Source organism: Halopseudomonas maritima, assembly GCF_021545785.1.
Taxonomy (GTDB): Bacteria; Pseudomonadota; Gammaproteobacteria; order Pseudomonadales; family Pseudomonadaceae; genus Halopseudomonas; species Halopseudomonas maritima.
Window position 1 is genome coordinate 3,182,518 of the sequence record NZ_CP079801.1, and the last position, 21,130, is coordinate 3,203,647.

At 61.0% G+C, this 21,130-nt stretch carries 23 protein-coding genes; 19 read left to right on the forward strand and 4 right to left on the reverse strand.

The features are described from left to right. Positions 1-12 precede the first annotated feature (12 nt). The 17 genes from fliF to flhB all read left to right on the forward strand — a co-directional run bounded on the left by fliF (position 13) and on the right by flhB (position 15,149). Positions 13-1,731 (forward strand): flagellar basal-body MS-ring/collar protein FliF, encoded by a 1,719-nt coding sequence (gene fliF, locus HV822_RS14730; protein ID WP_238870907.1) that lies wholly within the window; start codon positions 13-15, stop codon positions 1,729-1,731. Next, entirely contained in the window at positions 1,724-2,746 is a 1,023-nt protein-coding gene (fliG, locus tag HV822_RS14735; RefSeq protein WP_238870908.1) for a flagellar motor switch protein FliG, read from the forward strand. The genes fliF and fliG overlap by 8 nt, the downstream gene beginning before the upstream one ends. A 53-nt stretch (positions 2,747-2,799) precedes the next feature. Continuing rightward, entirely contained in the window at positions 2,800-3,573 is a 774-nt protein-coding gene (fliH, locus tag HV822_RS14740; RefSeq protein ID WP_238870909.1) for a flagellar assembly protein FliH, read from the forward strand. Beyond that, complete coding sequence (gene fliI / locus HV822_RS14745) at positions 3,570-4,922, forward strand: flagellar protein export ATPase FliI (protein WP_238870910.1); 1,353 nt, start codon at positions 3,570-3,572, stop codon at positions 4,920-4,922. Before fliH ends, fliI begins: the two co-directional genes overlap by 4 nt. Continuing rightward, positions 4,915-5,370: a flagellar export protein FliJ gene (fliJ, locus tag HV822_RS14750; RefSeq protein ID WP_238870911.1), complete on the forward strand. Its 456-nt coding sequence runs from the start codon at positions 4,915-4,917 to the stop codon at positions 5,368-5,370. Before fliI ends, fliJ begins: the two co-directional genes overlap by 8 nt. A 64-nt stretch (positions 5,371-5,434) precedes the next feature. Then, the gene (locus HV822_RS14755; protein WP_238870912.1) at positions 5,435-5,740 is read left to right on the forward strand and encodes an STAS domain-containing protein; all 306 of its coding nucleotides are present in this window, start codon (positions 5,435-5,437) and stop codon (positions 5,738-5,740) included. Positions 5,741-5,743: 3 nt separating this feature from the next. After that, a complete protein-coding gene (locus HV822_RS14760; protein ID WP_238870913.1) occupies positions 5,744-7,495 on the forward strand; it encodes a fused response regulator/phosphatase in 1,752 nt (583 codons plus the stop codon). 18 nt (positions 7,496-7,513) lie between these two features. After that, positions 7,514-7,849 carry an Hpt domain-containing protein gene (locus tag HV822_RS14765; protein ID WP_238870914.1) on the forward strand — a complete coding sequence of 112 codons (336 nt, stop codon included), beginning with the start codon at positions 7,514-7,516 and terminating at the stop codon, positions 7,847-7,849. 96 nt (positions 7,850-7,945) lie between these two features. Beyond that, entirely contained in the window at positions 7,946-9,349 is a 1,404-nt protein-coding gene (locus HV822_RS14770; RefSeq protein WP_238870915.1) for a flagellar hook-length control protein FliK, read from the forward strand. A gap of 442 nt (positions 9,350-9,791) precedes the next feature. After that, positions 9,792-10,298 (forward strand): flagellar basal body-associated FliL family protein, encoded by a 507-nt coding sequence (locus HV822_RS14775; RefSeq protein ID WP_238870916.1) that lies wholly within the window; start codon positions 9,792-9,794, stop codon positions 10,296-10,298. A gap of 9 nt (positions 10,299-10,307) precedes the next feature. Continuing rightward, a complete protein-coding gene (fliM, locus tag HV822_RS14780) occupies positions 10,308-11,279 on the forward strand; it encodes a flagellar motor switch protein FliM (RefSeq protein WP_238870917.1) in 972 nt (323 codons plus the stop codon). A gap of 34 nt (positions 11,280-11,313) precedes the next feature. Further along, positions 11,314-11,781 (forward strand): flagellar motor switch protein FliN, encoded by a 468-nt coding sequence (gene fliN, locus HV822_RS14785; RefSeq protein ID WP_238870918.1) that lies wholly within the window; start codon positions 11,314-11,316, stop codon positions 11,779-11,781. Next, positions 11,781-12,215 (forward strand): flagellar biosynthetic protein FliO, encoded by a 435-nt coding sequence (gene fliO, locus HV822_RS14790; protein ID WP_238870919.1) that lies wholly within the window; start codon positions 11,781-11,783, stop codon positions 12,213-12,215. The genes fliN and fliO overlap by 1 nt, the downstream gene beginning before the upstream one ends. After that, positions 12,212-12,964: a flagellar type III secretion system pore protein FliP gene (gene fliP, locus HV822_RS14795; RefSeq protein ID WP_238870920.1), complete on the forward strand. Its 753-nt coding sequence runs from the start codon at positions 12,212-12,214 to the stop codon at positions 12,962-12,964. The genes fliO and fliP overlap by 4 nt, the downstream gene beginning before the upstream one ends. A 9-nt stretch (positions 12,965-12,973) precedes the next feature. Then, on the forward strand, positions 12,974-13,243 hold the full coding sequence (gene fliQ / locus HV822_RS14800) for a flagellar biosynthesis protein FliQ (protein WP_238870921.1): 270 nt from the start codon (positions 12,974-12,976) through the stop codon (positions 13,241-13,243). Continuing rightward, positions 13,243-14,019, forward strand: a complete 777-nt coding sequence (fliR, locus tag HV822_RS14805) for a flagellar biosynthetic protein FliR (RefSeq protein WP_238870922.1) — start codon at positions 13,243-13,245, stop codon at positions 14,017-14,019. Before fliQ ends, fliR begins: the two co-directional genes overlap by 1 nt. Then, entirely contained in the window at positions 14,019-15,149 is a 1,131-nt protein-coding gene (gene flhB, locus HV822_RS14810; RefSeq protein WP_238870923.1) for a flagellar biosynthesis protein FlhB, read from the forward strand. The genes fliR and flhB overlap by 1 nt, the downstream gene beginning before the upstream one ends. On the opposite strand, the gene HV822_RS14815 is transcribed toward flhB, so the two are convergent. Together HV822_RS14815 and pomA are read right to left on the reverse strand one after the other, a co-directional pair. Beyond that, positions 15,150-16,064, reverse strand: coding sequence for a flagellar motor protein MotB (locus tag HV822_RS14815; protein ID WP_238870924.1), 915 nt, complete (start codon positions 16,062-16,064; stop codon positions 15,150-15,152). Further along, positions 16,064-16,840, reverse strand: coding sequence for a flagellar motor protein PomA (gene pomA / locus HV822_RS14820; RefSeq protein ID WP_238870925.1), 777 nt, complete (start codon positions 16,838-16,840; stop codon positions 16,064-16,066). The genes HV822_RS14815 and pomA overlap by 1 nt, the downstream gene beginning before the upstream one ends. 167 nt (positions 16,841-17,007) lie before the next feature. Here pomA and HV822_RS14825 point away from each other — a divergent pair, with 167 nt between their 5' ends. Further along, positions 17,008-17,724 (forward strand): SIMPL domain-containing protein, encoded by a 717-nt coding sequence (locus HV822_RS14825; RefSeq protein WP_238870926.1) that lies wholly within the window; start codon positions 17,008-17,010, stop codon positions 17,722-17,724. Positions 17,725-17,762: 38 nt separating this feature from the next. Here the strand turns inward: HV822_RS14825 and HV822_RS14830 are convergent, their stop codons facing one another. Further along, entirely contained in the window at positions 17,763-18,536 is a 774-nt protein-coding gene (locus HV822_RS14830) for an alpha/beta fold hydrolase (RefSeq protein WP_238870927.1), read from the reverse strand. Between the two features lie 112 nt (positions 18,537-18,648). Here HV822_RS14830 and HV822_RS14835 point away from each other — a divergent pair, with 112 nt between their 5' ends. After that, on the forward strand, positions 18,649-19,527 hold the full coding sequence (locus tag HV822_RS14835; RefSeq protein ID WP_238870928.1) for an alpha/beta fold hydrolase: 879 nt from the start codon (positions 18,649-18,651) through the stop codon (positions 19,525-19,527). Here HV822_RS14835 and HV822_RS14840 read toward each other — a convergent pair. After that, positions 19,463-21,082, reverse strand: coding sequence for a cation:proton antiporter family protein (locus HV822_RS14840; protein WP_238870929.1), 1,620 nt, complete (start codon positions 21,080-21,082; stop codon positions 19,463-19,465). The two genes, HV822_RS14835 and HV822_RS14840, sit on opposite strands and share 65 nt — an antisense overlap. Positions 21,083-21,130: the final 48 nt, after the last annotated feature.

The following is a 21,130-nucleotide window of genomic DNA, read 5'->3' on the forward strand; positions in this document are numbered from 1 at the left end:
GAGGAAACGACCATGGACTCCGCCAGCAACGCCCCGGCGACCCGCAACCAGCCCGACGGCCTACGCAAGCCACTGATGGGGCTAACCTTTCTGGATAACCTGGCGCAGCTGCCGATGCTGCGTCAATTCGGCCTGCTGGTCGGTTTGGCCGCGAGCGTGGCGATCGGCTTTGCCGTGGTGCTGTGGTCCCAGGAGCCGGAATATCGTCCGCTGTATAACAGCCTCGAAGGGTATGATGCCGCCCAGGTCGTCGAGATGCTGCAGCAGAGTCGCATTGACTACAAGGTAGAGCCCAACAGCGGCGCGTTGCTGGTCCGCAGCGAAGATCTGGCCGATGCGCGTATGCGCCTGGCCAGCGCCGGTATCGCGCCGACCGATGGCAATGTCGGCTTCGAGATTCTGGATCGCGAGCAGGGCCTGGGCACCAGCCAGTTCATGGAAACCACCCGCTATCGCCGTGGCCTGGAAGGGGAGCTGGCGCGCACTATTTCCAGCCTCTACAACGTCAAGAGTGCCCGCGTGCACATTGCGATTCCGCGCTCCACCGTATTCGTCCGTGACGACCGCAAGCCCAGCGCCTCTGTGCTGCTGGAAATGTATGCCGGTCGGCGCCTGGAGCCGGCGCAGGTGATGGCCATCGTCAATCTGGTGGCCACCAGTGTGCCCGAGCTGGGTAAGGATGAGGTAACTGTTGTCGACCAGAACGGCAATCTGCTGTCCAACCAGAACGAGCTGAACGAGCTGACCATCGCCGGACGTCAGTTTGACTATACCCGTCGTCTGGAAGATACCTACACCCGCCGTGTGCACAACATCCTGCAGCCGTTGCTGGGCGCGGGGCGCTACAAGGCTGAGGTATCGGCGGATGTAGACTTCAGCACGGTCGAGTCTACTGCCGAGATGTTCAGCCCGGATGCTGCGCTGCGCAGCGAGCAGGTGGTCAGTGAAGCGCGTGCTGCCAACAGCGGTCCGCAGGGGGTGCCCGGGGCGCTCTCCAATCAGCCGCCGGGCGCCACCCAGGTGCCCGAGCAGGTTATTGATCCGGCTACCGGTGAGCCGGTGGTGGTGGCACCGCCGCAGGACAAGCGCGAGCAAGCCATCCGCAATTACGAGCTGGATCGGCAGATCAGCCACACCCGCCAGCAACAGGGCCGTCTCAAGCGCCTGTCGGTGGCGGTGGTTGTTGATGACCCGGCCGAGATTAATGCTGAGACCGGCGAGGTTACCCGTACCCCGCTGAGTGAAGCAGAAGTGCAGCGTCTGACCCGTCTGGTGCAAGACGCAGTCGGCTATGATGCTGCACGTGGTGACAGCGTGAGCGTGATCAACAGTGCCTTTGTGGCGGAACCCAAAAGCGAGCCGCTGCCAGCCATCCCGTTCTGGGAGCAGCCCTGGTTCTGGGATGTGGCCAAGCAGATTCTGGGGATACTGTTTGTCCTGGTACTTGTGTTTGCGGTGCTGCGTCCCGCGCTGAAGAACCTGACGGTCGCAGGCAAGGGGGCTAGCGACGGCTACCCGGCGGCCCTGCCGGCCGGTGCCGGGTTGGGCGGCCTGGATGGTGAGCTGAGTGACGATCACGTTAGTCTGTCGGGCCCGGCGTCCGGCCCGGTGCTGCTGCCGCCGCCCGGGGCGGGTTATGAACAGCAATTAAATGCCATCAAGGGGCTGCTCGCCGAAGACCCCGGTCGGGTGGCCCAGGTCGTCAAGGAATGGATCAATGCCGATGAGTGAAGAAGCCAGCAAACGACCGGCCAAGATGTCCAAACTGGACAAGGCCGCGATCTTCCTGCTTAGCCTGGGCGAGTCGGACGCGGCGGCGATTCTCAAGCACATGGGGCCGAAGGAAGTGCAGCGGGTGGGCAGTGCAATGGCCGGTCTGCGCACGGTCCAGCGGGACCAGGTACAAGAAGTCATGGGCGACTTCATCGAGGTTGTGGGGGAGCAAACCGGTCTGAGCGTCGGTGCTGACAGCTACATCCGCAGCATGCTCACTCAGGCGCTGGGTGAGGACAAGGCCAATAGCCTGGTTGACCGCATCCTGCTGGGCGGCAGCACCTCCGGCCTCGACAGCTTGAAGTGGATGGAACCGCGCGCGGTGGCCGACGTCATTCGCTTTGAGCACCCGCAGATTCAAGCCATCGTGGTGGCTTATCTGGACCCGGACATGGCAGCCGAGGTAATCGGCTACTTTGATCACAAGGTGCGTCTGGATATCCTGCTGCGGGTGGCGGCGCTGAACACGGTGCAGCCTTCGGCGCTGAAGGAGCTGAACGAGATTCTCGAGAAGCAGTTTGCCGGCAACTCCAACACCTCGCGTGCTGCCATGGGTGGCATCAAGCGCACTGCCGACATCATGAACTTCCTGGAGTCCAGCACCGAATCGCAGCTGATTGAGTCGATCCGCGAAATGGACGAAGACCTGTCGCTGCGTATCGAGGACCTGATGTTTGTCTTCGACAACCTTGCCGAGGTGGATGATCGCGGCATTCAGGCGCTGTTGCGCGAGGTGTCGTCCGAGGTGCTGATCGTTGCACTCAAGGGTGCGGATGATGCCATCAAGGACAAGATATTCCGCAATATGTCCAAGCGTGCGTCCGAGTTGCTGCAAGATGATCTGGAGGCCAAGGGGCCGGTGCGTATCAGTGAAGTCGAGGCGGCGCAGAAGGAAATTCTCACCATTGCCCGTCGTATGGCCGACGCCGGCGAAATTGTGCTGGGTGGCAAGGGTGGTGAGGAAATGATCTGATCGGTGCTGCGCGGTGGTATGCTGCCGGGGTTTGCAGAGCGGGGTAGGGTGCGATGTCGCAAGTCAAGAATGAGAGCGAGCTGCTGCGCAGCAGCGAGGTGTCGGGCTTCAGTCGCTGGGACCTGCCCAGTTTTGACGAGGCGCCGCATCAGGTTGCGCTGGAGCGTGACGCCCCCGAAGTCGGCGAACCGGAGGAGCACGAGGAGCCCGACATCGAGGTGGAGGAGGTCAAACCCTTTACCGTTGAAGAATTGGAGCAGATTCGTCAGGAGGCCTACAACGAAGGCTTCTCCACCGGTGAAAAGGACGGTTTCCACGCCGGCCAGCTCAAGGGGCAGCAGGAAGCCCGTAGCGCGCTTGAGGCCCGTCTGGGTGAAATAGAGCAGCTGATGGCCCAGTTGATGGCGCCGCTGCAGCAGCAGGATGAGCAGATTGAAGACATGCTGCTGATGCTGCTGGAGCAGATGCTGCGCCAGTTGCTGCAACGTGAAGTGCTGGTTGACCGAACCCAGGTGGTGACTGTTCTGCGCGGCGCGCTCAAGGCGCTGCCGGTGGGCGCAGAAAATATCCGTATCTACCTTAACCCCAAAGACTTCGACGCCATCAAGGCGCTGCGCGAGCGGCACGAGGAAAACTGGCGGCTGCTGGAAGACGATGGTTTGATGCCGGGCGGCTGCCGTATCGAAACTGAACACAGCCAGGTAGACGCTACCCTGGAAACCCGATTTCAGCAGTTGCTGGCGCAGTTGCAGGAACAGCAGCGCGAGCAACGTGCCCACCCGCCTGAACCTGATCTGCCCGTGACCGGCGACGTTGAGCCATCATGAGCCGCGTGGAACGAGTCAGTTTTGCGCGGCGGCTGTCGCGCTATCAATCCGCCCTGCAGCTGCCGACGCAGCCGGTCGTCGAAGGGCGCCTTATTCGCATGGTCGGCCTGACCCTGGAGGCCGAGGGGTGCAAGGCGCCAGTCGGCAGCCGCTGCCTGGTGATGAGCGACACCGCCCAGGGCCAGACCCAGATTGAAGCCGAAGTCATGGGCTTTGCCGGCCACAAGATTTACCTGATGCCGGTGGACCGTCTTGAGGGTTTGCAGCCGGGCGCCCGGGTGGTGCCCTCGGCCGGTGGTGGGAAGTTGCCCATGGGCTCGGCCATGCTGGGCCGGGTGGTAGACGGCATCGGTCGGCCGCTGGACGGCAAGGGCAGCTTCAAGGCTGACGACTGGGTCGACCTCAATGGCCCAACCATCAACCCGCTCAAGCGCCACCCCATTGAGGAGCCGCTGAACGTTGGTATTCGCTCGATCAATAGCCTGCTGACCGTCGGGCGCGGCCAGCGGCTTGGCCTGTTTGCGGGCAGCGGCGTGGGCAAGAGTATGCTGCTGGGCATGATGACGCGCTTCACCGATGCCGATATCACCATTGTTGGTCTGGTGGGTGAGCGTGGTCGCGAGGTCAAGGAGTTCATCGAGCAGATTCTTGGCGAAAAAGGCATGGCCCGCTCGGTGGTGGTTGCCTCGCCAGCTGACGATGCCCCGCTGATGCGGTTGCGCGCAGCCATGTATTGCACGCGCATTGCTGAGTACTTCCGCGATCAGGGCAAGAACGTGCTGTTGCTGATGGATTCGCTGACGCGCTTTGCCCAGGCCCAGCGGGAGATTGCCTTGGCCATTGGTGAGCCGCCGGCTACCAAGGGGTATCCGCCATCGGTGTTTGCCAAGTTGCCACAGTTGGTTGAGCGGGCCGGCAACGCCGAGCAGGGCGGCGGCTCGATTACCGCCTTTTACACCGTGTTGTCCGAGGGTGATGACCAGCAGGACCCGATTGCCGACGCCTCGCGCGCGATCCTAGATGGCCACGTGGTGCTGTCTCGGCGTTTGGCCGAAGAGGGGCATTACCCGGCCATTGATATCGAGGCGTCGATTAGTCGAGCGATGCCGCAGATTGTATCGGCCGAGCAACTTCAGAAGGCGCAGCTGTTCAAGCAGCTCTACGCGCGTTATCAGCAGAGCCGTGACCTGATCAGCGTGGGCGCCTACTCGGCCGGCTCAGATCCCTTGACTGACAAGGCCATGGAGAAAATGCCGTCTATGCAAGCCTTCTTGCGTCAGGGGCTGCACGATAGCGTCAATTTGACCGAGAGCCAGAGCGCGCTCGAGCAGACCCTGAGCAATGAGTGAAACACGCATCCGACGCCTGGCGCCGGTGCTGGATATGGCGCTGGAGGAAGAGCGCAAGGCGGCCACCGTGCTTGGCCAGTGCCAACAGCAGCTGGATGACGCCAGTGCCCGTTTGCGTGACCTGGAGTACTACAGCAGCGAATATGCCAAGGGCTGGTCACAGCGCGGTGCTCAGGGTGTAGGGCGCGACTGGCTGATGAACTACCAGCGCTTTATGGCGCAAATGGAGGTCGCCATCGAGCAACAGCGACAGACCGTCACCTGGCATGGTCAGAGTATCGAGCGGGCGCGGGAGAACTGGCGTCAGCGCTATCAGCGTCTGGAAGCACTGCGCAAGCTGATCGAGAAATATCGACAGGAGGCCCAAGCCAGAGCGGACCGGCAGGAGCAGAAGCTGCTTGATGAGCTTTCCCAGCGTGCCCATGCACAACGCACAAATAATCCCTGACAGCGCCCATCCCCTGTGCTACAAGAAATGGTGTATGTGATCGCAAACCTGACAGGGAGAACTCATGTCGATCCAGGCGTCCATGTCGGCTGACAGCCAGGTACTGACCATCAACGTCAAGGGCCGTTTTGATTTCGGCGCACATCAGGACTTTCGCAACGCCTACGAGCGCAGCGGCCTGACTCCCCGCCAATATGTCGTCGATCTTCACGAGACCGACTATATCGACAGCTCGGCACTAGGCATGCTGCTGCTGCTGCGCGACCACGCCGGTGGCGACAGTGCTGATATCCGCATCGTTCATTGCAACCCGGATGTGCGCAAGGTGCTGAGCATCTCCAACTTCGAACAGCTGTTCAGCATCGAGTGATCGATGCAGGGCGCGGGTAATCTTCCCCTGCCGGCTGACCCACAGGCCGCGCCTTTGCTGGTTTTGGTCGCCGACGATAACCCCACGGACCGGTTGATTCTTGGCCGCCTGGTCGAGCGTTTGGGCCATCAGGTGTGCCTGGCGGAGGACGGCGCCCAGGCGGTGGCGCTGTTTGACGAGCGCCGCCCTGACCTTGTGCTGCTGGACGCTCTGATGCCGATTATGGACGGGTTTGAAGCGGCCCGCCGGATCAAGCGCAGCGCCGGTGAAGACCTGGTGCCGGTGATATTCCTCACCAGCCTGACCGAGACCGATGCGCTGGTGAAGTGCCTGGAAGCTGGCGGCGACGACTTTCTGACCAAACCTTACAACCCGGTGATTCTCGACGCCAAGATTCGCGCTTTCAGGCGCATGCGTGAGATGCATCAGACCCTGCAAAGTCAGCGTGATGTCATCGCAGCCCAGCATCGCAGCCTGGTGCGCGATCAGGAGCTGGCGAAGATCATCTTTGACCGCGTGGCCCATTCCGGCGCCTTGAGTGACAGCAGCTTGCGCTACCTGCAGTCAGCGTACGCGATGTTCAACGGCGACATTCTGCTGGCCGCACACCGGCCTTCCGGTGAGATGCACCTGCTGCTCGGCGACTTCACTGGTCACGGTCTGTCGGCGGCGATTGGTGCCATGCCGCTGGCCGAAGTGTTTTATGCCATGACCGCCAAGGGCTACTCCTTGCGCGACATTTTGCTGGAGCTCAATGGCAAGCTGGCCAGTATTTTGCCGGTGGGTATCTTTTGTTGCGCAGTGCTGATTGAGGTCAACCCCAGCAAGGGGCTGGTGGAAATCTGGAATGGTGGCTTGCCGGAGGTGATGATTCTCGGCCGGCAAGGCGAATTACTGCAGCGGGTGCCGTCGGTCCATTTACCGCTTGGGGTCGCCAGCCGTGAGCGCTTCAACCCGAACCCGCTGGTGCTGGTCATGCACCCGGGCGAGCGCCTGTTGTGTTGGACCGACGGCGTGATAGAAAGCCGCAACGGCGCTGGCCAGCAGTTTGGCGATGGGGGGGTGACCCAGGTGATCGAGGCGCACCACGGCCAGCCAGATGAGCTGTTTGATGGCTTGCTCACTGCACTGGCTCGCTTTCACGGCAGCCCGGAAGACGACGTCAGCCTGCTGCAGGTAGTAATGCCGGAGCGTGACCGGCTATTTGAGCCGATGGCGCTTTCGCCGGGTGGCGACACCGATGTCCTGCAGGACTGGCGACTCAGTTACACCTTCCGGGCGCAAGCCATACGCACCCAAAATCCGCTGCCGTTTGTGCTGCAAAAGCTGTTGAGCATCGCAGGCCTGCGGCCACGCGCCGGGGCCATCTTTACCGTGTTGAGCGAGTTGTATAGCAACGCGCTGGAGCATGGTTTGCTGCAACTGGATTCGGCCTGGAAGCAAGACTCCAACGGGTTTGCCTTCTACTACCAGGAGCGCAGCGAGCGTTTGGCGCAGCTGCGCGCTGGCTGGATTCGGTTGGGCATCGATCATCAGCCCGCCGCCGAGGGAGGCGGAACCCTGGTGTTGACCTGTGAGGACAGCGGCGATGGCTTTTCCCCGGTCTGCGCCGCCGCCGATTATGCGGGGCGTGGCTTGGCTTTGGTGGCTGCTTTGGCCGACGAGTTGGCAATCAGCGAACAAGGCAGTCGGGTCAGGGTGGCCTTCCACTGGCACCTTGGGCATACTCCCGATGCGATACCGGCTCAGGGTTGAAAAGGGGAAAGAACGGCGATGGTTGAGTCCGTGCAAGATGTGAATCCAACGGTGCTGCAGGCACTGCGAGAGTTGATGCAGGACGATTACGCGCTGCTGCTGCAAACCTTTCTGGCCGATGCTGAGCTGCGCCTGCGCCAGTTGCGCAGTGCTTTGTCGGCTGACGATATGGACGCTTTCCGCCAGGCTGCGCACAGCTTTAAGGGCAGCTGCGGCAATATGGGAGCTGAAGTATTGGAGCAGGCCTGCCTTGAGGCTGAAGCCGCCGGGCTGGCGGGAGACCGCGCTGGTGCCGCCAGTTCGCTGACGTTGATCGAGCAGGGGTTTACCAGGCTGCAGCCGCTGTTGCGTTGATCTACCCCGACTTTCCTTCTCCGGGTCAATCTGGCCCAACCCTTGCAAAAGACTCTCCGTACATTTGACCGAGCCATCTCGTGTGGAGATCTTGTCATGCCTATTGGGCAAAATCTGCTGGCGCTATTCAATACCGGTTTTTCGCGCAATGCGCTGCCTGAGTTAGGCGGGGCCAGGGCTGGAGGCGCCGACGCTGAAGCGGTTGCTGCGTTTTCTGCGATTCTGGCAGAGCAGACGCCGGCGCAGCTGGATGCGCTAATGGTCGAGCTTAATGCGGTGGTTGGCACTGACGCAGGGGCGACTCCCGAGCTTGCCGAGTTTGCCGACAGCGGCAAGGAATTGCCGATGCAGGTGCAATCTTGGTTGCAGCAACTGTCGCAGATGTTGCCCGGCGAACAAGCCGAATCGGCTGAGACCTCGGTGGCCGACAGCGCGAGCAGCGCATCCTCGTTGGCCGAAGACCCCTCGGTGCTGGCCGAGATCAGTGCCCAGTGGCAACGCTGGCTGGCCCAGCTGCCACCTGAGTCTGCAGCGGCCGAGCCCGCGGAGTCAGTCGCTGCCGTGCCCGGCGCCTCATCGTTGGCCTTGGCTGCGAGCGAAGCCGGGAAGCTGAGCGCGCCGGCCAGCGGCAGCGACACAAGTGACGTCGCGCCTGTGCGAGCCGGCGTTGCCCTGTCTGAGTTGGTGTCGCAGTTGCGAGCCGCGCTGCGTGGCGCAGAGGCCCAGGCCAACGCTGATGTGCAGCCGGCAGCTGCCAGTACTAGCGTTCAGCCGGGCCGCGTCGCTGGTGCCGAGTCTGCGCAACGTCAGTTGCAGGACACTACTCAGCCGCAGCAGCGAGTGCAGGCCGCGGTATCCCAGCCGCTTGAGGCGGGCAGCCTGGGCCGTATGGTTGAGCAATTAGAGGCGCGCCTTGCTGGTAATGCCGGGCGAACCGACGCGGAGAGTGGCGATGCGGGTAAGTCGATCGCGGCAGCGCAGCTTCAGCAGAGCGGGCAGGCGGCCCTGAGCGCGCGTCCGGTCACTGCGCCGACGCAAAGCCTGGGAGTGCCCATGGGGCAGGCGGGCTGGAGCGAGGCGGTGGTCAACAAGGTGATGTGGATGTCCAGTCAGAACCTGCAATCGGTGGAGATACAGCTCGACCCAGCTGAATTGGGCCCGCTGGAGATCAAGATTCAGACGCGTGGGCAGGAGCATCAGGTGCAGTTTGTCAGCCAGCACGCCGGGGTACGTGATGCGCTAGAAGGGCAGATGTATCGCTTGCGCGAGATGTTTACCCAGCAGGGTGTTGGCCAACTGGATGTCAATGTTTCCGATGGTTCCTCGCAGCAGCGTCAAAGTGACGGCGGCCTGCTGGCCCAAGGCGATGGGCGGGGTAGTGAGCAGCGTGGCGGTACCGGCAATGGGCTGGGCGGGCTGCCTGAGGAGAACCCGGTTGCCGAACAGCTGTCGCCGCAAGCGCTGCTGGCCCATGCCCGTTTGGTTGATTACTACGCCTGATTTTTTCCTGCATCGTCTTCTTTGCCGCACCTAAGGAAGCACTGGTCAATTCCGCATGCCCTCTGGCGTTCAGGCTGGGCCGCAATCAAGACGTGGTTTCGAAGGCATGTCTGGACCTGTCGAGAAATCACAACGCAGAGTGCGGCCCAGACTGAACGCCCCGCAGGGCGAGCGCTCAAGCATGCATCTGCTGCGTTGCGCTGTTTGCCAATAGAACCACTATTGGCTGCACATCGTGCCTTGCGGCTACACGCTTGAGCACTCGCAGAGGGCGTGTGGGATTGATCAGTGCTTCCTCGGGTGCGGCAAAGACATTTTCCCTCTGAATCAGTATCCTATATCCGTTGGCCGCCCTACGCGTTGCGTCGTGGCTGGACTGGCACGCTCAATGCATCAAGCATGGTTACTGGTGGCTGAAAGGCCCGAATGACGGAATATTGGCATGGCGAAGCAACCCTCAAAATCCGAAGACGATCTGCCGGAAAAGCCGGCCAAGAGCCGTAAGAAGCTGTTTATTCTGGTTGGTATTGGTTTGCTGGCCCTGCTGCTGTCGGCTGCCGGTGTGGCCTTCTTCTTGCTGAAAGGCGATGACGCACCGGAGGAGGCTGCGCCAGCCGAGCCGGTCAAGCAGGTCGCCTTGTATCAGTCACTGGAGCCGGCATTCGTTGTCAACTACGCGGTGGGCGGCCGGCAACGCTATATGCAGGTCAGCGTGGTGTTGATGAGCCGGGACGCCGCAGGCATGGCCAAGCTGAATCAACACTTGCCGCTGATCCGTAATCAGCTGGTGATGCTGTTTGGCAGCGAGGAGTTCGAGACACTGGCAACGCCGGAGGGTAAGGAAGCGCTGCGCGAGAAGGCCAGCCTGGCCGTCAAGGCGCTACTGGAGAAGGAAGTGGGTGACCCGGTTATTGAGTCGGTGCTGTTTACCAATCTGGTTCTGCAATAGGACATAGCCATGGCCGTACAGGATCTGCTGTCACAGGATGAGATCGATGCCCTGCTGCATGGGGTAGACGATGGCGCCATCGACACGGATGTCGAGAGTGAACCGGGGTCGATCAAGAGTTATGACCTGACCAGCCAGGACCGTATTGTACGTGGGCGCATGCCTACGCTCGAGATGATCAACGAGCGCTTTGCCCGCTATACCCGCATCAGCATGTTCAACCTGATGCGCCGTTCCGCCGATGTGGCTGTGGGCGGCGTGCAGGTGATGAAATTTGGCGAGTACGTGCACTCGCTCTACGTGCCCACCAGCCTCAACCTGGTGAAGATGAAGCCGCTGCGTGGTACCGCGCTGTTTATTCTCGACGCCAAGCTGGTGTTCAAGCTGGTGGACAATTTCTTCGGCGGTGACGGTCGCCACGCCAAAATCGAAGGTCGTGAATTTACCCCGACCGAGCTTCGCGTTGTCCGCATGGTGCTGGATCAGGCCTTCATCGACCTTAAGGAAGCCTGGCAGGCGGTGCAGGACGTGCAGTTCGAGTACGTCAACTCCGAAGTTAACCCGGCGCTGGCGAACATCGTCAGCCCCAGCGAAGTGGTAGTGGTGTCTACCTTTCACATCGAGCTTGATGGTGGTGGCGGTGACCTGCATGTGACCTTCCCCTATTCGATGATCGAGCCGCTGCGTGAAGTGCTGGACTCGGGTGTCCAGTCCGACGTAGACGAGCACGATGAGCGCTGGGTGCGCGCACTGCGCGAGGAAATTACCGGGGTCAAGGTGCCGCTGAGCGCCACCGTGGTGAAAACCCAGCTGCGCCTCAAGGATCTGATGAGTATGCAGGCCGGTGATGTGATTCCGGTAGAGATGCCAGAGCACATGGTGCTGTGCGCCAACGGCGTGCCGACCTTCAAGAGCAAGCTGGGTTCGGTCAAGGGGAACCTGGCGCTACAGATTTTGGGTCCGGTCGTGCGTCCGCGCTGATCGGCCACGGCCAACAACAACAGGGGACAGCGAGATGGCTGAGGACAAACAACCCGACGAGATCAGCCCGGAAGAGCAGGCGCTGGCCGATGAGTGGGCGGCGGCTCTGGACGAGGCGGGTAACGCCGAACAGGATGATATCGACGCCATGCTCGAGCAGAGCAACGCCCAGCCGCGTATGCCGATGGAAGAGTTCAACGCGCCGGCGCGCGCTGGCGGCGAAGATTTTGATCCGGGCGATAGCCCGAACCTGGATGTCATTCTCGACATTCCGGTGACCATTTCCATGGAAGTAGGTAACACCGATATCACCATTCGCAACCTGCTGCAGCTCAACCAGGGCTCAGTGGTTGAGTTGGATCGCTTGGCTGGCGAGCCGCTGGATGTGAAGGTCAACGGCACGCTGATTGCCCACGGTGAGGTGGTGGTGGTGAACGAAAAGTTTGGCATCCGCCTGACTGACGTGATCAGCCCCTCCGAACGTATCAAGAAGCTGCGCTGATGCGAGCCTTGCTGGCGCTTGTGGCCGCCGTGCCGCTGCCGCTTCTGGCGCAGACCGCTGAGCCGGCGGCGGCTGCCGCGTCCAATGTCGGCAGCGCGTCGCTGGCCGCCCAGCTGAGCCAGCTGGCGCTCGGCCTGCTGGTGGTGGTAGGGCTGATCTTTCTGCTGGGGTGGTTGCTGCGCCGGGTTGGGCCGATGGCGGCGCAGGGCGGCCAGCACATTCGGTTGCTAAGCAGTTTGCCATTAGGGCCGCGTGATCGGTTGTTGCTGGTTGATGTGGGCGGCACCCAGATGCTGCTGGGCACCTCACCTGGCCGAATCAACACCCTGCACGTATTTGACCAGCCGGTGGCTGATCTTGCCCAGGCGGCCGCCAGCAACAGTGACTTTGCCCGCAAGTTGCAGGCACTACTGAAACGGGATCAAACCCCATGATGCGCTGGTTGGGCTTGTTGCTTTTGCTGTTGGCTCCTTCGGTTTGGGCGCAGACGGCGGCCGATCCGCTGAGTATGCCGGCGATTACCCTGAGTACCGATGCCGAGGGGCAGCAGACCTACTCGGTCAGCCTGCAGATTCTGCTGCTGATGTCGGCGCTCACCTTTATTCCCGCGTTTGTAATGATGATGACCAGCTTTACCCGGATCATTATTGTGTTTGCAATTCTGCGCCAGGCGCTGGGGTTGCAGCAGACGCCATCCAGTCAGATCCTGATTGGTCTGGCGCTGTTCCTCACGCTGTTCATCATGGCGCCGGTGTTCAGCAAGATAAACGAAACCGCGCTGCAGCCGTATCTGAACGAGGAGATGGCTCCCCAGCAGGCGCTGGAGACCGCCAGCCTGCCCCTGCGCGACTTTATGTTGGCGCAGACCCGTGAGACTGATCTTGAGCTGTTTGTGCGGCTGGCCAAGCGCACCGATCTGGCTGGGCCGGACGATGTGCCGTTTCACATTCTGGTGCCGGCATTTGTTACCTCCGAGCTGAAAACCGCTTTCCAGATTGGTTTTATGATCTTTATCCCGTTTCTGGTGATCGATCTGGTGGTCGCCAGTGTCTTGATGGCGATGGGTATGATGATGCTGTCGCCGCTGATCATTTCCTTGCCATTCAAGATCATGCTGTTTGTTCTGGTGGATGGTTGGGCGCTGATCATCGGTACGCTGGCCGCCAGTTTTGCGGTGACATAGGAGCAGGCCATGACCCCGGAAGTGGCGGTAGATCTGTTTCGTCAGGCGCTTTGGCTGACCTCGGTGGTGGTGGCCATTGTGGTTGTGCCTAGCCTGCTTATTGGCCTGATCGTGGCCATGTTTCAGGCCGCGACCCAGATCAACGAGCAAACGCTCAGCTTCCTGCCGCGCCTGCTGATCACCTTTCTCACGCTGATCTGGCTGGGGCCCTGGCTGGCGGCGCAGATGATCGAGTTCACCGATACGCTGTATCGGCAGATTCCTGGACTGATCGGCTGATGTTTGAGCTTTCCAGCGCCGAGATCAGTCGCTGGGTAGCCAGCTACCTGTGGGTACTGTTCCGCATCGCCTCGTTGCTGATGACCATGCCGGTCATCGGCACCCAGCTGCTGCCCATGCGCATTCGCCTGTATCTGGCGCTGGCGATTACCGCGCTGGTTGCACCGCAGGTGGGCGACGTACCCGTGCTGGATGCCTTGTCGTTGCAGAGCTGGCTGGTGATTGGCGAGCAGATTCTGATTGGCGCTGCGATGGGCTTCTCATTGCAGCTGCTGTTTCAGGTGCATGTGCTGGCCGGGCAGATCATCGCCATGCAGATGGGCTTGGGTTTTGCGTCGATGAACGACCCCAGCATGGGGATTTCCGTGGCGGTGGTGGCGCAGGTATTTACCATGCTGGTGACCCTGCTGTTTCTAGCCATGAACGGCCACCTGGTGGTGCTGGAGGTGCTGGTTGAGAGTTTTACCACCTTGCCGATTGGCGAGACGCTGGGGCGGCTGGATTTTCAGGCCCTGGTGCTGCGCTTTTCCTGGGTGCTGTCAGCCGCCATTCTGATTGGCCTGCCGGCGATTACCGCGTTGTTGATCGTCAACATCTCCTTCGGCGTGATGATGCGCGCTGCGCCGCAACTGAATATTTTCTCCATTGGTTTTCCGCTGACATTGGTGTTTGGCCTGTTCATTCTTTGGGTGTTGATGGATAGCGTGCTGGCACACTATCAGCAGTTGGCTGCAGAAGCGCTGATCTATCTCAGGGCGCTGGTGAGGGTGGGCTGATGGCTGAATCCGAAAGCGGTCAGGAACGCACAGAAGAGCCCACGAGCAAGCGACTTAAAGAGTCGCGTGACAAAGGTCAGGTGGCGCGCTCGCGCGAGCTCAATACGCTGGCAGTGGTCATGGTGGCAGCGATCGGATTGCTGATGCTGGGGCCGGCGATGGCGCAGAAGCTGATGAACATCATGAGCTTCAACTTCAGCATTGAGCGCGAAGCCCTGTACAGCAGCGACAGTCTGGGCTTGCACCTGTTTGCCTCTGTAGGGGAGGGGCTGGAGGTGCTGGGACCGCTGTTTTTCCTGCTGTTGGTGGCGTCCATCGTCGGGCCGGTGATGCTGGGTGGTTGGTTGTTCAGCGTCAGCTCGCTGGTCCCCAAGTTCGAGCGTATGAACCCCTTGGCAGGGCTCAAGCGCATGTTTTCCCTCAAGGCACTGGTAGAGCTGCTCAAGGCGTTGGGCAAGTTTCTGGTGGTGTTGGGTGCGGCATTGATGGTGCTGCATTTGCGTACCGAGGACTTGCTCAGCATGGGGCAGGAGTCGTTGCAGGCGGCTGTCGTGCATTGCGCCTGGGTGCTGGGCTCTTCGCTGCTGATTCTGTCGGCCTCGTTGATCCTGATTGCGGCGGTGGACGTGCCGTTTCAGTTGTGGGATCACAAGCAAAAACTGCGCATGACCAAGCAGGAGGTCAAGGACGAGTTCAAGGATTCCGAGGGCAAGCCGGAAGTGAAAGGGCGCATTCGCCAACTGCAGCGTGAGATGGCTGAGCGGCGGATGATGGATAAGGTGCCGCAGGCTGATGTGGTGATCACCAACCCGACGCATTTCGCCGTGGCGCTCAAGTACGATCCGCTGTCCACCGGCGCGCCGGTGTTGCTGGCCAAGGGGGCTGATCTGGTGGCGCAGCGTATTCGTGAGGTGGCTGGTGAGCACCAGATTGTGGTGCTGGAATCACCGCCGCTGGCCCGGGCGGTGTATTACAGCACCGAGCTGGATCGGGAGATTCCCGCTGGTTTGTATCTGGCGGTAGCGCAGGTGCTGGCCTACGTCTTCCAGTTGCGGCAGTTCCGCGCGGGGCAGGGCAAGCGGCCGGGGCCGATGCCCGAGCCGCCCATTCCTGATGACCTCAAGCGCTGATCAGTGGCGCGGTGACGGGTGGTGCTGCAGCTCCAGGTCCTGAATCAGCTCGCCCAGGTCTTCTTCCATCAGCCTGCGCAGTTCCGCTTCGTATTCCTCTATCGAGCCTGAGAGGTCGAGGATAATCTCCACCCGGCGGTTCAGCGCGCGTGTCTCCGGCCATTCATTGCTGGCGCGGGGGCGGGTTTCGGCATAGCCCTGCACGCGGATACGTTCGGGCTTGATGCTGTCGCCCAGCAGCAGGGCATTGGCGACCGAGGACGCGCGCGCCGCTGACAGGTCCCAGTTGGACTGAAAGCGGCTGGTATGAATCGGAATATTGTCGGTATGCCCTTCAATGGTGATTTCGCCCGGTAGCTCGACCAGTACTTCGGCTATGCGGTCAAGCATGGCATGGAAGTCTTCGGTCATGTCCGCCGAACCAGAAGGGAAAGACCCCTTCTCCTCAACGCGAATGATGATGCGCTTGCGGTCGTGCTCCAGTTGAATGCGGCCTTCCTGCAGCTCGTTCTCCAGAACATCGCGCAGGGCATCGACGCTGGTGTCGATCTGTTGCTCGGTGGTGCTCTGCACCTGTTCCTGCAGCTCGGTCTCCATTTCTGCGCGCAGGGTATCGAGCTGTGGCGCTTGTTCTGTGGTTTGCTGACGAACGCTGTCTACCGGAGTGGGTTCGGGTTTGCCGGGTGAGAAGTTGTCGAAGATCGGGCTGGTCCCCATGGGGATATCCAACGCGGGTATCTCCCGTTGCACGCCAAAGGCCTTGGACAGCTCGCCGGCAATCTGCTTGAACTTCTGCGCGTCGATCTCGGAGAAGGACAGCAGCAGTACAAAAAAGCACATCAGCAGTGACATCAGGTCGGCGAAGGTCATGACCCACGCCGGGATGCCGGGCTTGTCGTCCTCCAGCTCGTCCATCAGGCGTCCTGCGCCTCACCGTTGGCGCTCTTGTCGCGCTTGTCCTGCGGCAGGTAGCTGCGCAGCAACTGTTCGATTACTCGGGGATTGGTGCCTTCCTGGATGGCGAGCAGGGCGTCAATCCAAAGGGCTTGCATCCGCGCCTCTTCGGTCATGCGCAGGGTCAGTTTGTCGGCAATCGGCAGACAGATCATGGTGGCAAGCATGGCGCCGTACAGGGTGGTCAGCAGGGCGACCGCCATGGCAGGGCCAATCGACTTTGGATCCTCCATGTTCGAGAGCATTTGAACCAGGCCGATCAGCGTGCCAATCATCCCCATCGCGGGGCCGACGTCACCCAGTGCGGAAAACACCTTGGCGCCCCAGCGATTGCGTTCCAGGGTGAGTAAGCGCTCTTTCTCCAGGATGGCCTTGACGGTCTCCTGGGGGTGGCCATCAATCAGCAACTGAATGCCGCTGGCGAGAAAAGGCTGTGAAATTCCCTTCTCTTCCAGTGCCAGCAAGCCCTGTTTGCGCGACAAGGTGGCCAGCTCAACCAGCTCACTGATGCTGGCCTCGGTATCGGGCAGCTTGAAGCGAAATGCGCGACCTGCCACCTTGATGGCGCCAATAAATTGACCAAAGCTGAATTTGGCCAATACCACGAACAGGCTGCCGCCCAGAACGATGAGCAGGGAAGGGACGTTGAAGAATACCTGGGCGCCAGTGCCCAGCAGAATCGAAGCGCCGATAATGGCGATGGCGCCGATCAGGCCTATCAGGGTTGCGAGATCCAACAGGGACTCCTGGAACGAGACAGCGGGGTAGCGGGTTAGGTGCCGAGCGGCTCGGCGTTAGGAGTTTGTATGGTGCTCCAGTCGTCTATTCTAAGATGGTTAGGTGATATTGCAAACGCGCAGCGTTGTTTCATGGGGCTGCTATATGACCCGGTTGGAGTGAGTCTATGTCTGGAGTAAATCGTTTTTCCCTCTGGTCGCTACTGGCGGCATTGCTGATCGCGCTGGCGCTGGCGTTCATGGGGGTGAGCCTGAAAACCGGGCTGCTGGAGTTTCGCGGCGCCGATCGGGTAGTGAGTGTCAAAGGATTGGCAGAGCGAGAGGTGGCCGCTGACCTTGCGCTCTGGCCGGTGAATTTCAGTGTTAGCGGCGACAGTCTCGATCGCCTGCAGGCTGACATTGAAACCCAGCAGGGGCTGGTGCGCTCCTTTCTGCTGCTCAAGGGGTTTACCGAAGCGGATATTCAGTTATCGGTGCCCAAAATAGTCGATCAGCACGCCAACAGCTACGGCGCCAATCTGCCGCCCGAGCGCTATCGCGCGGAGGTGACGGTGTTGGTGCGCACTGACGACGTAGAAGGCGTCAAGGCGGGCATGCAGAGTGTGGGTGAGTTGGTGAAATCGGGGGTGGCCTTGACCCAGAGTTACGAGTTTCAGCCCAGCTTCATTTTTACTCAGCTTGAATCGATCAAGCCGCAGATGATTGCCGATGCCACGGCCGATGCGCGCGCCGCCGCAGACCAGTTTGCCCGTGACTCGGGGAGCGCGGTGGGCAATATCCGACGTGCCTCTCAAGGCTACTTTTCGATTGAAGACGTTGATCCCTTCACGCCAGAGGTTAAGCGCATCCGGGTGGTGACCAATATTGATTACAGCCTGGATTAAGTAAGCACTGATCAATTCTACACGCCCTCTGCGGGGGCTCAGGCGTGTTGTCGCACAAACTCGCTGATCTGTCGCGGCCAGTCAGCTAGCTGTGCGGCGCTGTCGATGACCTGTAGCTGGGCCTGCGGCAGGTTGGCGGCCAGTTGCTCGGCGCTGAGCAGAGGGTGAATGGGGTCGTCCCGCCAGGCCAGAATCAGGGTGGGTATCTGCAGGGCTTGCAGTATGTCGGGTGGTGGCAGATCGCACTGGCAGGCGGCTTCCAGCATGTCCATCAGGCTGTCGGGTGATATCTGCGCCATCGCCTGCAGCCCAGCGTTGGCGTGCTCGGGGTGGGCCTCCAGCAGCCAGGCGGGTAGAGCCGGGTAGCGCTTGGCCAGGGCGATCAGGTTATCTATGCCGCGCTGTTGAAGGAGACGCTGCATCTGGCGGTAGCGTTGCACTTGCGAAGGCCGTTTCTGCCAGACGCAGGGCGGAGTGGCCAGTATCAGGCAGGTGACCTCTTGAGGTCTTTGCAAGGCCGCCAGCAGCGCCGCCGCCGAGCCCATCGATTGTCCGCCCAGCGCCACCGGTGCCAGGGTCTGGCTTCTTGCCACGTCCAGCATGTCGGCGGCCTGGGCTGACCAGCGGTAGTCTTGTGTGCCACTGCCGACCGGCGACAGGCCGTGGCCGCGTGCATCAAAGCGTAGCCGCTGAATGCCGACATCTTCAGCGGGGTGAAACCAGCCGGTTTGGCTTTCAAACTGCATCGAGTACGTCAGGCCGTGGGCCCAGACCAGGGTTGGGCCGGAGCCGGTTGCCAGGGTATTTAGCATGGGTGTCATCGCTATCAAGGCCGAATTGCCAGATTAACAGACGGGAATGCCACTGACAGGCTGCAGGTAGCGAATTAGACTGGTTGTTTTGGTTTCTTGGGGAGTTCGCTGGATGGAGTTGTTACCCTGGGCGCAGGATGTCAGCGCCGGATTTACCCTGCGTGGTTGGCACACGCCCCCCAGCGGCAAGCCGCTGCTGCACTTTTTGCACGGCAACGGCTTTTGCACCCGTACCTACGAGCCCATGCTGGCGCTGCTGGCCAAGGATTTTGATTTGTGGCTGTGTGATTTGCAGGGACACGGTCTAAGCGATCACGGGGAGCGCTTTGTTGGCTGGAATCGCAATGCTGATGCGGCGGCTGAAGCACTGAGCGCCGGGCGCAAGCAGTTTGGCGATGTGCCCAGCGTGGCTTGTGGTCATAGCTTTGGTGGGGTGCTGAGTGCGCTGATGATGGCTGCCAACCCGAGCCTGTTCGAGCGGGCAGTGCTGCTGGATCCGGTTTTCTTCCCGCCAGCGTTGATTGCCCTGCGGCGTGGTCTGGGACTGGTTGGGCTGAATGATCACGCGGTCGCCAAGCGCGCTGCTGCGCGGCGTGACTACTGGCCGGATCGCACCGCGGCGCATGCTGGATTGCACAATCGTGGCATGTTCCGCGGTTGGGACGAAACCGCCTTTGAGGCGCACATTGCCCATGCGTTGCGTGAACGCCAAGGCGGGGGCGTCGAGCTGTGCTGTCGCCCCAGCCGCGAAGCCGAGGTGTTTCGTACCATGCCAAAAGGGCTCTGGTCGTCGCTGCGTCGTCTGAAAACCCCAACGCATATTGTCTACGGCGACCGTACTTATCCGTTTGTCATTCAGTCGGCCAAGCGCCTGGCGGTCAGCAATCGTCAGGTTAGCGCCCACCAGACGGCAGGCGGTCACTGCTTCATGCTGGAGCATCCGGCTGCGGCGGCCGCACAGGTGGTTGAATTCCTGGCGCCCCGTCGCTGAGCAGGTTGCTGCGTTCCTGAATGCTGCGTGCTACGTGCTCGGCGAGGCCGGTGCCGGCTTCGCTCATGGTGAGATAAGTGTGATCTGCGCCGGCCTGGATGATGCGCCGAGCGATATCCTCGTACATTGCGTGGGACACGATCAGGCCACTGAAGCCGCGGCCACGCAGATTGTGAACGGTGATGGTCTTGGCCTCGGCATCGTTCATGGCCAGAATCACCGAGTGGATGTTGGGCATATCCAGGTTTTGCCAGAACACCGGGTCCTCGGCATCGGCGAATAGCGCACGGCGACCGGCCTGCAGGCTGGCTTCTACGGCTACCGGGTCTGAGTCCAGTGCTATGACCCGGTAACCTTTCTCTGACAGGTTGTCGTAGGCTGCCCGGCCAGTTCGGCCCAGACCCATGACCAGGATCTGCGCATCGTCCAGGGTGATTGGTTGCTCGTCCGGGTGGCGAATATCGCGCTCAAAGCGGGTGAGCAGCGGCGCTATGTGCTCGTAGATGCCGTGTACGATCCGGTTCAATGGGGCGGAAATCACAAAGGAGAAGGCGACGGTTAGGGCCAGGGGCACCAGCCATTGCGGCAACACCAGGCTGGCCATGATCAGCCCGAACTCGCTGTAGTTGGTCAGTGTCAGGCTGCTCAGAAAGGCGCTGCGGGCCCGCAACTTGAAGCCAACGAAGAGCAGGAAGAACAGCGCACTTTTCAGCGGCAGCAGCAGCGTCATGATCAGTGCGAAGATCAGGGCGTGCTGATCCGGCAGACCGCCCAGGCCGATCTGCAGGAAAAAGCCGACCAGGAAAATCTCTTTCAGGCTCCACAGCGACTGCGACAACTCGCCGGCGCGCTTGTGGCCGGCCAACATGGCACCGAATGCCAGCGCGCCCAGCTCGGAGCTTAGCCCCAGTTTTTCAAAGCCGGCACCGCCGACCACCAGTGCCAGCAGCAGTCCGAGCAGCACCATCAGCTCTTCGTGGCCGCTCAGGTCCAGTAGCTTGTACAGCAGTGGCTTGCATAGCGGCAGAATCAGGACCATCAGGGCCCAGCTTGATGGGCTCTTGCCGCTGGCAATGCTGATGGCCACCAGAGCTATCAGGTCCTGCATGATGAGTACACCAATCGCAACCCGGCCATGGAAGGCGCGTAGTTCACGCTTGCTTTCCAGTACCTTGGCAGCCAGCACGGTGCTGGAGAATGACAGTGCCATGGCCAGCAGGGAGGCCTCCCCCAAGGGCAGATCAAGTAAGTAGAGGAAGGCGGGAAGGAAGAGCGCGGTGGACAGTCCGAAGTGCAGCAGGCTGCCGCCGACCACTTCTGGGCGTACCAGGTTTTTTACCTTCAGCTTCAAGCCGACGGTGAAGAGCAGCAGTAGTACGCCCAGGTGGGCAATGTGCGTGAGAATGTAGCTGTCGTCCGGGCCGACGCCAACGCGCTCGCCCAGCAACGAGAGGGCGAACCCGGCACCCAGGTAACCAATCAAAGGGGGCAGGCCGATCTGCTTGAATAGCAGACCCAGGCCAAAGGCAAAGGCAATCCAGACAGCTTCAATCACAACAGCATTCCGTTATCGGGTTATTTCCGTCGCCTGACTATAACGCAC

Bases quoted from the DNA above. Each gene is read 5' to 3' on its own strand.
- HV822_RS14825 (WP_238870926.1), top strand. From the start codon at position 17,008: ATGTCTGGAGTAAATCGTTTTTCCCTCTGGTCGCTACTGGCGGCATTG.
- HV822_RS14765 (WP_238870914.1), top strand. From the start codon at position 7,514: ATGGTTGAGTCCGTGCAAGATGTGAATCCAACGGTGCTGCAGGCACTG.
- fliJ (WP_238870911.1), top strand. From the start codon at position 4,915: ATGAGTGAAACACGCATCCGACGCCTGGCGCCGGTGCTGGATATGGCG.
- fliM (WP_238870917.1), top strand. From the start codon at position 10,308: ATGGCCGTACAGGATCTGCTGTCACAGGATGAGATCGATGCCCTGCTG.
- fliN (WP_238870918.1), top strand. From the start codon at position 11,314: ATGGCTGAGGACAAACAACCCGACGAGATCAGCCCGGAAGAGCAGGCG.
- HV822_RS14815 (WP_238870924.1), bottom strand. From the start codon at position 16,064: ATGGACGAGCTGGAGGACGACAAGCCCGGCATCCCGGCGTGGGTCATG.
- fliF (WP_238870907.1), top strand. From the start codon at position 13: ATGGACTCCGCCAGCAACGCCCCGGCGACCCGCAACCAGCCCGACGGC.
- fliG (WP_238870908.1), top strand. From the start codon at position 1,724: ATGAGTGAAGAAGCCAGCAAACGACCGGCCAAGATGTCCAAACTGGAC.
- fliQ (WP_238870921.1), top strand. From the start codon at position 12,974: ATGACCCCGGAAGTGGCGGTAGATCTGTTTCGTCAGGCGCTTTGGCTG.
- HV822_RS14830 (WP_238870927.1), bottom strand. From the start codon at position 18,536: ATGCTAAATACCCTGGCAACCGGCTCCGGCCCAACCCTGGTCTGGGCC.
- fliH (WP_238870909.1), top strand. From the start codon at position 2,800: ATGTCGCAAGTCAAGAATGAGAGCGAGCTGCTGCGCAGCAGCGAGGTG.
- HV822_RS14770 (WP_238870915.1), top strand. From the start codon at position 7,946: ATGCCTATTGGGCAAAATCTGCTGGCGCTATTCAATACCGGTTTTTCG.
- flhB (WP_238870923.1), top strand. From the start codon at position 14,019: ATGGCTGAATCCGAAAGCGGTCAGGAACGCACAGAAGAGCCCACGAGC.
- HV822_RS14760 (WP_238870913.1), top strand. From the start codon at position 5,744: ATGCAGGGCGCGGGTAATCTTCCCCTGCCGGCTGACCCACAGGCCGCG.
- fliI (WP_238870910.1), top strand. From the start codon at position 3,570: ATGAGCCGCGTGGAACGAGTCAGTTTTGCGCGGCGGCTGTCGCGCTAT.
- HV822_RS14835 (WP_238870928.1), top strand. From the start codon at position 18,649: ATGGAGTTGTTACCCTGGGCGCAGGATGTCAGCGCCGGATTTACCCTG.
- fliO (WP_238870919.1), top strand. From the start codon at position 11,781: ATGCGAGCCTTGCTGGCGCTTGTGGCCGCCGTGCCGCTGCCGCTTCTG.
- fliP (WP_238870920.1), top strand. From the start codon at position 12,212: ATGATGCGCTGGTTGGGCTTGTTGCTTTTGCTGTTGGCTCCTTCGGTT.
- HV822_RS14775 (WP_238870916.1), top strand. From the start codon at position 9,792: ATGGCGAAGCAACCCTCAAAATCCGAAGACGATCTGCCGGAAAAGCCG.
- fliR (WP_238870922.1), top strand. From the start codon at position 13,243: ATGTTTGAGCTTTCCAGCGCCGAGATCAGTCGCTGGGTAGCCAGCTAC.
- HV822_RS14755 (WP_238870912.1), top strand. From the start codon at position 5,435: ATGTCGATCCAGGCGTCCATGTCGGCTGACAGCCAGGTACTGACCATC.